Origin of the sequence: Nocardioides ureilyticus, assembly GCF_051280745.1 — a bacterium.
In the GTDB taxonomy this organism is placed as follows: Bacteria; Actinomycetota; Actinomycetes; order Propionibacteriales; family Nocardioidaceae; genus Nocardioides.
Genome location: NZ_JBNCOG010000021.1, coordinates 61052 through 71839 on the forward strand (window position 1 = coordinate 61052; position 10788 = coordinate 71839).

Consider the following 10788-nt stretch of genomic DNA (forward strand, 5'->3'; position numbering starts at 1 on the left):
AGCGGCGGAGCCTCGACGTGCCGGAGGTTTTGCCGGTGCTGGCGACGGTCACTGGGGCGCCATGACGCTGGTGAACGCCGAGCAGGCCGCCCGGCCCGGGGGTGGCCTCCAGGGACGCCGCAGCAGGCAGGTCGAGGGCTTCCTCGACTGCCGTGGTGTGTGGCAGCCCCTCGAGGCGGCCGACGAAGCCACCCGGGTGCTGGACGAGGGGCGCGACTGATGCTGCTGCCCAAGGCCCGAGGAACGCTCAGCGACCAGTTGTTCGCCGCCCTGCGGGAGGAGCCCGGGACACTCGTGCCCCAGTCGGCCGCCGCGGACGGCGCCGAGGACCGGGCGATCGCCCTGTGGACGTGCTACGAGCTGCACTACCGCGGCTTCGAGGACGTCGACGACCGCTGGGAGTGGGCGCCCGACCTGCTCCGCCTCCGCGGCGAGCTCGAGGAACGGCTGGAGGCCGAGCTGCGGGAGCGCTACGCCGCCCACCGGCCCACGCGCACCGACGACCTCGCCCGCGACCTGTTCGCCTACATCGCCGGCCACGACGGGCCCTCCATGGCGCGGTACGTCCGGACGGACGCCACGGAGAGCCAGGTCCTGGAGCTGCTGCGGCAGAAGTCGATCTACCACCTCAAGGAGGCCGACCCCAGCGCGTGGGTCGTGCCGCGCCTGCCGACGGGCCCGAAGGCGGCCCTGATGGAGCTGCAGTTCGACGAGTACGGCGACGGCAACCCCGCCCGCTTGCACCAACACCTCTTCCAGCGCGGGCTCGAGGCCGCCGGCCTCCGGTCGGAGTACGGCGCATACGTCGACGAGGCCACGCTCGCGGTGCTGGAGTCCAACAACGTGCAGTCGTTCCTGGGCCTCCACCGCCGGCTGCGCGCGGCCTCGCTGGGGCATCTCGCAGCGTTCGAGGCCACCAGCTCGATCCCGTCGCGCCAGATGGCCCAGGGGCTGGAGCGCCTGGGCTTTCCCGACGAGATCGTCGACTACTACCGCGAGCACGTCGAGGCCGACGCGGTGCACGAGCAGCTCGCCGTCCGGGACATCTGCGCACCGTTGGTCCGGGCCGAGCCGGCGTTGGCCGACGACGTCTTCCTCGGTGCCTTCACCTGTCTCGACACCGAGGACCGGCAGGCGCGGGACCTCTTCGACAAGTGGGGTGTCGAGCAGTGACCGCCGAGCCGCTCGACCAGCGCGGGGACCAGCCGGTGCGTGCCTCGGACCGGTCGGCCGAGCCACCGGACGTGGAGGAGCGTCCCACGATCGTGCTGTGCCCGGAGGGGCCCATGCTGGTGCGCGGCGACGTGGTCGTCGAGGACGACGACGGCAACCGCCACCGCACCGAGCGCCCGGTCAGCGCGATCTGCCGCTGCCACCGGTCGGCGACGAAGCCGTGGTGCGACGGGACGCACAAGCTGTTGCCGAAGAAGCTGCGCCCTTGAGGTCGCCGCGGGCCGACAGCCCGCGGTCAGCCGGGCCGGCGCGCCGGGTGGGTCACTCGCGCACGAACCGCGCGACGACGCCCCGCTCGAAGGTGCGGACCTCCTCGAGGCGGAGCTCGCGGTCGGCGGCGAGGGTCGCGTCGACCGCTCGAACCTGCTCGGAGGTCCCGAGCTGGATGAGCAGCGATCCGTTCCTCGCCAGCCGGCCGGCGGCCACGTCCACGCAGGCAGCAGCCACGACCAGGCCGTCGTCCCCGCCGTCGATGGCCAGCAGCGGGTCCTCCGGATAGCGGCTGGTCTCCGCGGCAGGGACCCAGGGCGGGTCGGCGACCACGAGGGCGTAGGACTCGCTGGGCGGGACCATCACCGCGAGGTCGCCCTGACGGACCTCGACCCGGTCGGCCATGCCGGCGGCCGCCGCGTTCTGGAGGGTCCAGGCGCACGCGACCGGGTTCGCGTCGACGCACACGAGCCGGCGGTCGGAGGCGTGGACCGCCAACAGGCCGATCTGCCCGGCGCCGGCGCACAGCTCGAGCACCGGCCCCGGGTCGGCCTCGACCAGGAGCTCGGCCGCCCAAGCCGACTGTGCCGCGGTCCACGGGCGTGGCCGGAGGACGCGCTGGTCGAAGCCGATCGTCAGCGGGCCGAACTCGACGTGCTCACGGAGCGCGGTCGTGGGGTCGGCGGTCACTGGACGGGGCCGGTCACGACATCGGCCACCAGGCCGGTCACGATCTGCGGCGCGGGCGAGTCCGGGCCGAGGTCCTCGCCGTCGGCCTCCGTGCCGCGGACCGCCGCGATGATGAAGTACGCCGCACCGACGATGACGATGAGGAAGAGGATCGCTGCCGCGATCAGGTACGACGCACGCCGGTTGCCACTCGTCTCCTCGGTCATGCTGCCTCCTCGTGTCGGTGACTCTGCATGAGCGCCCTGTGTCCCCTTTGCGCGCGCTCCATGCCCGGCGCGGGCTGTGGCCGGTGGCTCCGGTGGCCACCCGCGGTCCGGGCGGGCAGGTCGACGCGGCGGGGTGTGGTGGGATGAGGTCATGCCACGGTCTGGAGAGAGCCGCCCCGTGCGGATCGCGATCATCAACGACTACGAGCTGGTCGTGGCGGGCGTGGCGGCCCTGCTCTCGGGGTTCCGCGACCGCGTCGAGGTGGTCGAGCTGGACAGCCGCGTCCCCGTGGTGAGCGACGTCGACGTCGTCCTCTACGACTCCTACGGCCAGGTGCAGGGCGACCGGATCGACATCGCCGCCCGGCTCGACGGCACGGACGCGAAGTTCGTCGTCTTCAGCTGGAACGTCGAGCCGGACCTCGTGCAGCGGTCGCTGGCCAACGGCGCGGCCGGGTACTTCTCCAAGGCGCTGACCACCGAGGAGCTGGTGGAGAGCCTCGAGCGGGTCCATGCAGGCGAGACGGTCGTGCCGGACCGCGAGCGCCCGGAGGAGGGTGGCGAGTTCGGCCGGTGGCCAGGCATCGAGGTGGGGTTGAGCCAGCGCGAGTCCGAGGTGCTCGCCCTGATCACCCAAGGGCTGTCGAACCAGGAGATCGGCGACCGGGCCTACATCGGCATCAACACGGTGAAGACCTACGTGCGGACGCTCTACCGCAAGATCGGTGTGACGCGTCGCTCCCAGGCGGTCCGGTGGGGCATGGAGCACGGCTTCGCCCCGGATCGCGTCCGGCACGTCGACGGCCGGACCGAGCGGCTCACCTGACAGGCGCCCGGCCCGGCCGTCGCAGTCGGCCGGTGCGTCAGCCGCTGACGCGGCCCTCGACGACGTACGCCAGCCGGCGCAGGGTCTCGACGTTGCGCCAGGCGAGCTGGACGTCGCGCAGCGGCTTGGGGATCAGGCGCCCGGGACCCTTGGTCGCGTCCTCTTCGATGGTCACCTCGGTCTCGGTCCCCGCGGCCTCGATGATGATCCGCACCGTCGCCTCGCCGGCGGGCCAGGCCCGAGCCCGGAGCTCCAGCAACGACGGCGGTTGGACGCGGAGCACCTCGGTGTTGTCGTCGATGAGCGCCGGCCAGGTGCCGACCGAGTGGTAGAGGCGGCTGCCGGCCTGCGGCCAGGCGTCGTCGACCTCGCGCATGCGGGAGGCCCCCACCACCCACAGCGGGTAGAGCCAGCCGTCGGCCAGCACCTCCCAGACCTGGGCCGGCGTGGCGTGGATCCGGCGGGTGTTGCGGCTCACGGGGTGAACACCACCTTGACCCAGCCCTCCTCCTTGGACCGGAAGTTGGCGTAGGCCTCAGGGGCGGCGTCCAGCGGCAGGTGGTGGGTCGCGAAACCCTCGGTGCCGAGCGGGTCGGCGTCGTCGGTCAGCAGCGGCAGGATGTCGTCGGACCACCGACGCACGTTGGCCTGGCCCATCCGTACCTGCAGCTGCTTGTCGAACATCTGCATCACCGGCATCGGGTCCATGGCGCCGCCGTACACGCCGGAGATCGAGACGGTGCCACCACGGCGGACGCACTCGATCGAGGCGTGGAGCGCGGCCAGCCGGTCGAACCCGGCGTTCATCATCAGCGGCTTCGCGACCGCGTCCGGCAGGAGTCCGACGGCCTTGATCGCGGCCTCGGCGCCCGGGTTGCCGTGCGCCTCCATCCCGACCGCGTCGATGACCGAGTCCGCCCCACGGCCGTTGGTGCGGCTGCGGACCTCCTCAGCGAGGTCGTCCACGGCGTCGAGGTCGATGGTCTCCGCGCCCCGAGCCCGGACGCGCTCCAGCCGCTCGGCGACCCGGTCCACCACGATCACCCGGTGGCCCTCGTGCATGGCGATGCGGGCGGCCATGTCACCGATCGGACCGGCGCCCATCACCAGCAGCACGCCGTCGTCGGGCAGCTCGGCGTACCGGACGCCCTGCCAGGCGGTCGGCAGGACGTCGGAGAGGTAGAGGAAGCGGTCGTCGGACGGGCCCTCGGGGACCTTGATCGGCAGCGTGTCGGCGAACGGGACCCGAAGGTACTCCGCCTGGCCGCCCGGAACCTGGCCGTAGAGCTTGCTGTAGCCGAAGAGGCTCGCTCCCGTGCCGTGCTCGTGGTTCTGCGTCGTCTCGCACTGGCTGTGCAGGCCGCGCGAGCAGGTCCAGCACGTGCCGCAGCTGACGTTGAACGGCACGACGACGCGGTCGCCCACCTTGAGGTCGCTGACGGCGCTGCCCACCTCTTGCACCACCCCCATCGGCTCGTGGCCGACGACGTCGCCCTGCGTCATGAACGGGCTCAGTGGCTCGTAGAGGTGGAGGTCCGAGCCGCACAGCCCGGTGGAGGTCACCTTGATGATGGCGTCGGTCGGGTCGACGATGCCCGGGTCCGGGACCTCCGTCACCTGCATGTCGCGGGTTCCCTGCCAGGTCACTGCCTTCATGTGTCTCCTCCGGTCGGCCGCGAGGCCGGGACGACGTCGTGGTCTCGTCCCGAGGTACCCGTCGCTCGCGGCGGGCAACCGGCCGCGTGGACCTGACCCGGCGTGTCGTCTCATGGCCGCGAGCGGCTCGGGTACCGGCACCCCATGACCGACCTGCGCTCACTCGTCCTCGTCTGCACGCTCAAGCCGAGCTCCTCCGGGAGCAGCTCGAGCTCCGACCTCATCGGGCGACAGGTGCTCGACCGGCTCACCGCCCACGGCGCGCCCGGGGAGGTCGTCCGCGTCGTGGACCACCAGGTCCGCTTCGGCGTGACGACCGACGAGGGGGACGGCGACGAGTGGCCGGCGATCCGGGAGAAGATGCTCAACGCCGACATCTTCGTCATCGCCACCCCCATCTGGCTCGGGCAGCCGTCGTCGGTGACGAAGATGGTGCTCGAGCGGCTGGACGCCGAGCTGGGGGAGACCGACGAGGAGGGGCGCATGCTCACCTTCGGCAAGGTCGCCGCGGTCGCCGTCGTCGGCAACGAGGACGGCGCCCACCACACCGTCGCGGAGTGCCTGCAGGCGCTCAACGACACGGGGTTCTCCATCGCGGCCAACGGCAGCACCTACTGGGTCGGCGAGGCCATGCACGGGACCGACTACCAGGACCTCGACGAGACGCCCGACGTCACGGCCGGCACCAACGACACCGCGGCGAAGAACTCCGTGCACCTGGCCCGGCTGCTGAAGGCGGCGCCCTACCCCGGCTGAGGCCGTGGCCTCATCCCCAGGGGTGGGTGATGAGGTCCGCGGGCATGGGCACCGGGGTGCGGACGGAGCGACCGTCGCTGCTGGGTCGCCCAGCGGGAAGCTTCCCCGATCACCACCCTCGACTTCTGTCCGGAGGCACCTCTTGGAACTCCTCGACGGTCGTTACGAGATCCGTGACCTGCTCGGCCGAGGAGGCATGGCCGAGGTCCACCGAGCCCACGACCGCCTGCTCGACCGTGAGGTGGCGGTCAAGGTGCTGCTCGACCCGGTCGTGGGCGAGGTCGACGCCGCACGGCACCGGTTCGCCGCCGAGGCCCGGCTGCTGGCCGCGCTCGACCACCCGGCGATCGTCACGCTGCTCGGCGCGGGCACGTCGGGCGGGCGCCCGTACTTCGTCATGGAGCTCGTCGACGGCGGCACGCTGTCCCACCGGCTCTCCGGGGAGCGGCTCGACCCCGCGGTCGCCGCCAGCATCGGCAGCCATGTCGCGGACGGCCTCGCCCACGCCCACGCCAGGGGAGTGGTGCACCGCGACGTGAAGCCCGGGAACGTGCTGCTCGGCACGGACGGCCGCGTGCGCCTGGCGGACTTCGGGATCGCCCGGATGCTGGGCGAGGCCGCCGGTGTCACCGGCACGGGCACCACCGTCGGCACGGTCGCCTACCTCGCCCCCGAGCAGGTGCGAGGGGACCGGGTCACGCCGGCCGCCGACGTCTATGCGCTCGGCCTGATGCTCCTCGAGGCGATCACCGGCACCCGGGCCTATCCCGGCACCTCGACCGAGGCCGCGCTCGCCCGCCTGCACCGCAGCCCGACCATCCCGGTATCGCTCCCGCACGGCTGGCCGCGGCTGCTTGCGGCGATGACCGCGACCGACCCGGCCGAGCGACCCACCGCGACCGAGGTCGCGTCAGCCCTCCGGATCCTCGCCCGGGGCGGGGCGGTCCTGGCCCCGCTCGGGACCGGCACCGACACGGTCACCGTCGAGGTGCCCCACACCCAGTCGGTCCCCGTCGCCGGTCGCCGACCGGCCCTCTCCCGCTACCGGATCGCCGCGGCCGCGGCCGTCGCGGTGGTCGCGTCGGTCGCGGGCGGGGCGGCGCTCGCCCCGGACGCCGCGGTGAGCGACGAGCGGCCGATCGCCCCCGTGACCAGCGGCGGCCCCTCGACGGAACCGACCTCGCCCGAGAGCATCCGGGAGGTGAGCCACCAGCCGACCGGCCGCCCCGCGACCTCCCCGCCCGCGACCGACCCGCCCGCGACGGACCCGGCGACGGCCGGGACCGCTGCCCCACCCGACCGCCGCAGCTCGTCCAGCGGCTCCGCCGAGCCCCAGCCGCGTGACCGAGACGTCGGCAAGCCGAAGCATCGCGGTCGGGGTCACGATCGCCCGGACCAGGTGCACCAGCAGCCGCCCGGCCACGCCACGAAGACCAAGGGCCGCGGCGGACGCTCGCACGCCGCGCCCGGCCGGCGCTGACCCGCGGCGCTGTGCGCGACCGCGCCTCGCGCTCCTCAGGAGCAGCGGGGGCAGACCAGGCGCACGGGCACGTCGGCGCAGAGGGGGCCTCCGGCGACGACGGGCTCCGCCGCGTCGGTCAGGCGCGGCACCATGGCGCCGCCGCACCGCGGACACGTGGTGCCCGACGGATCCGCTACGGACGCGCGGCGGGTGATCGTCGTCTCTTCTCCCTCTCCCATGCGCCGTCCGGTGCCCGAGAGACGCTCGTCACCCACTCACCCGGCGGGGTGGGCGCAGCCACCACCCCTCAGTGCGAGGCGGTCTCACTGACGAGACGGGCCAGGAGCCGGCGGGAGCGCGCCGCCTCGGGGATGGCTCGGGTCATCCAGACGTGGAACATGGCCGGGACCTCCAGGACGTCGAGCTCCGTGGTCCTGGCCCGCAGCCGGTCGGCCAGCTCGTCGACCGCAGGCCGGAGGATGTCCTGGTCGCCCACGAGGACGTGCAACGGCGGGAGCCCGTCGAGGTCGTCGCGGAGGGGGTCGACCAACGGGTCTGTCGTGGGTCGGTCACCGGCCCACCACCGGGCAGCGGCGCGCAGACCGGACGACGCGAGCATCGGGTCGCTCGCCTCCAGCTCCTCGATCGACTCCTCGCCGAGAGTGGGGTCGAGCCACGGGCTCAGGGCGACGACCCGGTCGGCCTGGGAGCCGCGCTCGTCCCGGAGGCAGCGAGCGAGCACCAGCACGAGGGCGCCTCCCGCTGAGTCACCCATGAGAACCAGGGGCAGGTCGTCCGCGACGACCTCCCGGGCCAGGTCGAGCAGGCGCGGCAGCCCGTCGTCGACCGACGCGCCAGGAGCGAGCGGGTACGCCGGCACGACCACCTCCGCGGCCGGGTGCCGGGCGGACAGGGCGCGCACGAGCCGCCAGTAGTCGGCGGTGAGCGGGTGGACGTAACCCCCGCCGTGCACGTAGAGCACCCGCACCCGGGGCGCCTCGCGGCGCGGCCGGACCGACCACACGGTCATGCCGTCGCGCACCGTGGTGGTGACGACGCGGGTCCACCGGGTGACTCGGGTCGGCGGTGCGTCACCCCGCCGCTGCAGCCCGAGCGCCTTCGCCCGCGTGTTCCCCGCGCCCTCGAACGCGTCCTTGTCGCGACGGGCCCACATCCCCCGTACGTAGACCCGCGTCCACAGGCTCTGCGATCGGTCGTCGACGATCCACCGCACGGTCATGGCGGACCGGTGACCAGCGTCCAGACGACCATGCGAGGGGCTGGTGCGGGCCCCGGTGGAGGGGGGCGGTCAGTCCACGAAGGGCAACGCCGGGTAGCTGCGGATCTCGGCCTCGGTGCCGGAGACGTAGCTGAAGGGCCGCCACTGTGCCGTCAGCAGCTTGTGCCGGGGCTGGGCCATCGGTGGGTTCCGTCCGTTGCTGCCGACCGTCGTCGTCGCGGAGGTGTAGAGGTCGCCGCAGAAGGCGCCCACGAAGCGGGCGGCGCCGAGGTCCGCGTCCGGGTGGTCGCTGACCAGGCGCATCCGGGTGTGGATGGCCACCTGGGTCCCGACGGGGATCGGGATGCGCGGGTAGCAGCCGCTGTAGAACCAGTGCCCGACCGAGGACGTGGAGGGTCCTCCCGTGGCCGTCGTGAGCGGTAACGCGTCCCAGGAGTGGCCGTCCGCCTCGGTGCGGAAGTCCGTGGACGCGCTCATGGCGCGCACCTTGCTGTAGTTGGCGCCGGACCAGTAGCCGCCCTCGAAGTTCTTCACGTCCTCGCGGGTGCCACGTACCCGGCGCCACGCGGTCGCGCCGGCGTCGAGGTGGTACACCTCGGGCAGGTCGACCTGGACCCGCACCCGCCGCTCACCGGTGCCGCCCGCCGCGGGGGCGACCTGACCCCAGACGTTGTGGTGGGTGTAGGTGATGCCCTCGAAACCGGGGTTGGTCGAGTCGTTGGGGCGGGGGCCGGGGCGTGCACCGGCGTACCAGTCCCAACCCACGTTCACGCCGGCCAGCGCCGCCTCGTGGGCGCCCCAGCCGGGGAACTTCGTGTCGTGGCGCAGCGGTGCGCCGTACATGTCGTGGACGACGTCGTCGAGCGTGCACGTCGGCTCGGCCGGCGGCGGCGGGGGCGGCGCGACCGGGATGGCCGGCCAGACCTTGGAGCCGCCACGGTAGACGGCGCGAACGGGCTTCGAGCCGAGGAACACCGCCCCGGCGCTGTCCAGCGCGACCACGTCAGTCGACGATCACGTAGAGCGTGTCGGCGTCCGGCGACGGCAGGGCGTCGTAGGCCGCCTGGCTGAGGACCACCGGAGCGGCGACCGTGTCGCCGACCGGCTCCAGCGGGAGGGAGCCGACCAGGGCGTACCGCGCGTCGAGGCGCGAACGCACCGGGTCCTGCTCCACGGCGTCGGGCAGGACCGAGCTGAGGAGCCGCTCCTCGAAGGCCGCGAGGCGCTGGTCGACGATGCGCTCCACCGCCCGGCGGGTCAGGCTGGCCCGCCGCGCGATCATGCGCGCGACGCCCTTGTCGGTCGCCCGGCGGGCGACCTTGGCCTCGGCCGGCGCGGGGGCCAGGACGAGCGCACCGGTCGCGCCGGTGGCGCCCACGGCAGCCACGCGCCAGGCCTGTCGGCGGCTCACGGACGGGGAGGAGCCGGTGGGCTCCACGGTCGGGGCCTGCTGCAGTCGGGTCACGACGTCTCTTTCTCGATGGCGCTCTCGCGCTTGCCTCACTCTTGCCCCCACCGAGCACTCAACCGGCATCCGCAGCGGTTCGGGGCGGTTCGCGCCCTCAACCGCCCGTTCGTGCCATGGGTCGTGACCAGCCCCAGTGGCGGCATGGTCCGAACGGGTGGTGCGGCGGCGGTCGCACGGACGACCGAGACTGGTCTGGACCGGCGGTCGTGGTGGTTTGCCGGAGCGCGCGGGAGGCAAGGGGTCTAGACAAGGCCTTCATGGGGAACGCCAGCAGCAGGTTGGCGTCGGCCTGAGAACCGAAGGACACACAGATGCGCATGCTCTCCCGCGCGGTGAAGCTCACCGCGATCGCCTCGCTCCTCTCCGTCGCCGCCGTCGCACCGGTCCACGCCGGCAACAGCGGCACGACCGAGGGTTGCACGCCGGGCTACTGGAAGAACCACACCGAGAACTGGTACGAGAAGCCGGACCTGAAGATCCCGTCGAACCTCGGTCTGGAGAAGCCGTGGGCCGGCTTCGACGTCAGCAAGGCGCTCGAGGGCGACACGCTCCTCGACGCGCTCAAGTACAGGGGCGGCAAGGGCGCCGAAGGTGCGGAGCGGATCCTGCTCCGCGCTGCTGTCGCCTCCTGGCTGAACGCCGCGCACGAGGAGCTGGAGTTCCCGCTCCGCCGGGACGGCGGAAGCGACCCGTTCGTCCCGCGGGTCAACGCGGCCATCGCCTCCGGGGACCGCGCGCAGATGCTCGACCTGGCCGCCGAGCTGGACCGGGTGAACAACCTGGGCTGCCCGCTCTGAGCTGAGCGCCAGCAGGGAAGAGCGAAGCGGGGGGGGGGGGGGGGGGGGGGGGGGGGGGGGGGGGGGGGGGGGGGGGGGGGGGGGGGGGGGGGGGGGGGGGGGGGGGGGGGGGGGTGAGAAGGAGACCGGCCGCCGGATCGGGATCGCGCCGGAGACGAAGCACCCGACGTACTTCGACTCCATCGGCCTCTCCCTCGAGGAGCCGCTCGCGCGGAACCTGCGGCGCCACGAACGTGACGGCCGG

At 73.4% G+C, this 10788-nt stretch carries 14 protein-coding genes; 7 read left to right on the plus strand and 7 right to left on the minus strand.

The annotated features are described in order from the left end of the window. The first annotated feature begins 61 nt into the window (after positions 1-61). Genes ACSMHG_RS13045 through ACSMHG_RS13055 form a run of 3 tightly spaced genes read left to right on the plus strand, consistent with a single transcriptional unit; the run spans position 62 to position 1442 of the window. On the plus strand, positions 62-220 hold the full coding sequence (locus tag ACSMHG_RS13045) for a hypothetical protein (protein ID WP_435745684.1): 159 nt from the start codon (positions 62-64) through the stop codon (positions 218-220). Next, a complete protein-coding gene (locus ACSMHG_RS13050; protein WP_435745686.1) occupies positions 220-1173 on the plus strand; it encodes an iron-containing redox enzyme family protein in 954 nt (317 codons plus the stop codon). The genes ACSMHG_RS13045 and ACSMHG_RS13050 overlap by 1 nt, the downstream gene beginning before the upstream one ends. Further along, positions 1170-1442: a CDGSH iron-sulfur domain-containing protein gene (locus ACSMHG_RS13055; protein WP_435745689.1), complete on the plus strand. Its 273-nt coding sequence runs from the start codon at positions 1170-1172 to the stop codon at positions 1440-1442. The genes ACSMHG_RS13050 and ACSMHG_RS13055 overlap by 4 nt, the downstream gene beginning before the upstream one ends. A 52-nt stretch (positions 1443-1494) precedes the next feature. On the opposite strand, the gene ACSMHG_RS13060 is transcribed toward ACSMHG_RS13055, so the two are convergent. Further along, complete coding sequence (locus tag ACSMHG_RS13060; protein WP_435745692.1) at positions 1495-2133, minus strand: methyltransferase; 639 nt, start codon at positions 2131-2133, stop codon at positions 1495-1497. Continuing rightward, positions 2130-2339, minus strand: coding sequence for a hypothetical protein (locus ACSMHG_RS13065; protein WP_435745694.1), 210 nt, complete (start codon positions 2337-2339; stop codon positions 2130-2132). Before ACSMHG_RS13065 ends, ACSMHG_RS13060 begins: the two co-directional genes overlap by 4 nt. A 151-nt stretch (positions 2340-2490) precedes the next feature. Here ACSMHG_RS13065 and ACSMHG_RS13070 point away from each other — a divergent pair, with 151 nt between their 5' ends. Continuing rightward, positions 2491-3165 (plus strand): response regulator transcription factor, encoded by a 675-nt coding sequence (locus tag ACSMHG_RS13070; protein WP_435745697.1) that lies wholly within the window; start codon positions 2491-2493, stop codon positions 3163-3165. Between the two features lie 37 nt (positions 3166-3202). Here ACSMHG_RS13070 and ACSMHG_RS13075 read toward each other — a convergent pair whose 3' ends face one another. Both ACSMHG_RS13075 and ACSMHG_RS13080 read right to left on the minus strand, forming a co-directional pair. Then, positions 3203-3643, minus strand: coding sequence for an SRPBCC family protein (locus ACSMHG_RS13075; RefSeq protein WP_435745699.1), 441 nt, complete (start codon positions 3641-3643; stop codon positions 3203-3205). Then, positions 3640-4821 (minus strand): zinc-dependent alcohol dehydrogenase, encoded by a 1182-nt coding sequence (locus ACSMHG_RS13080; protein ID WP_435745702.1) that lies wholly within the window; start codon positions 4819-4821, stop codon positions 3640-3642. Before ACSMHG_RS13080 ends, ACSMHG_RS13075 begins: the two co-directional genes overlap by 4 nt. A gap of 144 nt (positions 4822-4965) precedes the next feature. Here ACSMHG_RS13080 and ACSMHG_RS13085 point away from each other — a divergent pair, with 144 nt between their 5' ends. After that, positions 4966-5577 (plus strand): flavodoxin family protein, encoded by a 612-nt coding sequence (locus tag ACSMHG_RS13085; protein ID WP_435745705.1) that lies wholly within the window; start codon positions 4966-4968, stop codon positions 5575-5577. Between the two features lie 22 nt (positions 5578-5599). Continuing rightward, complete coding sequence (locus tag ACSMHG_RS13090; RefSeq protein ID WP_435745708.1) at positions 5600-7057, plus strand: serine/threonine-protein kinase; 1458 nt, start codon at positions 5600-5602, stop codon at positions 7055-7057. 289 nt (positions 7058-7346) lie between these two features. On the opposite strand, the gene ACSMHG_RS13095 is transcribed toward ACSMHG_RS13090, so the two are convergent. The 3 genes from ACSMHG_RS13095 to ACSMHG_RS13105 all read right to left on the minus strand — a co-directional run bounded on the left by ACSMHG_RS13095 (position 7347) and on the right by ACSMHG_RS13105 (position 9744). Beyond that, positions 7347-8279, minus strand: coding sequence for an alpha/beta hydrolase fold domain-containing protein (locus tag ACSMHG_RS13095; RefSeq protein ID WP_435745711.1), 933 nt, complete (start codon positions 8277-8279; stop codon positions 7347-7349). A 69-nt stretch (positions 8280-8348) separates the two neighbouring features. Continuing rightward, positions 8349-9281 carry a hypothetical protein gene (locus tag ACSMHG_RS13100; protein WP_435745713.1) on the minus strand — a complete coding sequence of 311 codons (933 nt, stop codon included), beginning with the start codon at positions 9279-9281 and terminating at the stop codon, positions 8349-8351. A 1-nt stretch (position 9282) separates the two neighbouring features. Further along, positions 9283-9744 (minus strand): phage upper tail fiber protein, encoded by a 462-nt coding sequence (locus ACSMHG_RS13105; protein ID WP_435745715.1) that lies wholly within the window; start codon positions 9742-9744, stop codon positions 9283-9285. A gap of 314 nt (positions 9745-10058) precedes the next feature. On the opposite strand from ACSMHG_RS13105, the gene ACSMHG_RS13110 reads away from it, so the two are divergent. Beyond that, on the plus strand, positions 10059-10544 hold the full coding sequence (locus ACSMHG_RS13110; protein ID WP_435745717.1) for a hypothetical protein: 486 nt from the start codon (positions 10059-10061) through the stop codon (positions 10542-10544). Positions 10545-10788: the final 244 nt, after the last annotated feature.

Bases quoted from the DNA above. Each gene is read 5' to 3' on its own strand.
- ACSMHG_RS13045 (WP_435745684.1), top strand. From the start codon at position 62: ATGACGCTGGTGAACGCCGAGCAGGCCGCCCGGCCCGGGGGTGGCCTC.
- ACSMHG_RS13050 (WP_435745686.1), top strand. From the start codon at position 220: ATGCTGCTGCCCAAGGCCCGAGGAACGCTCAGCGACCAGTTGTTCGCC.
- ACSMHG_RS13065 (WP_435745694.1), bottom strand. From the start codon at position 2,339: ATGACCGAGGAGACGAGTGGCAACCGGCGTGCGTCGTACCTGATCGCG.
- ACSMHG_RS13070 (WP_435745697.1), top strand. From the start codon at position 2,491: ATGCCACGGTCTGGAGAGAGCCGCCCCGTGCGGATCGCGATCATCAAC.
- ACSMHG_RS13080 (WP_435745702.1), bottom strand. From the start codon at position 4,821: ATGAAGGCAGTGACCTGGCAGGGAACCCGCGACATGCAGGTGACGGAG.
- ACSMHG_RS13085 (WP_435745705.1), top strand. From the start codon at position 4,966: ATGACCGACCTGCGCTCACTCGTCCTCGTCTGCACGCTCAAGCCGAGC.
- ACSMHG_RS13095 (WP_435745711.1), bottom strand. From the start codon at position 8,279: ATGACCGTGCGGTGGATCGTCGACGACCGATCGCAGAGCCTGTGGACG.
- ACSMHG_RS13110 (WP_435745717.1), top strand. From the start codon at position 10,059: ATGCGCATGCTCTCCCGCGCGGTGAAGCTCACCGCGATCGCCTCGCTC.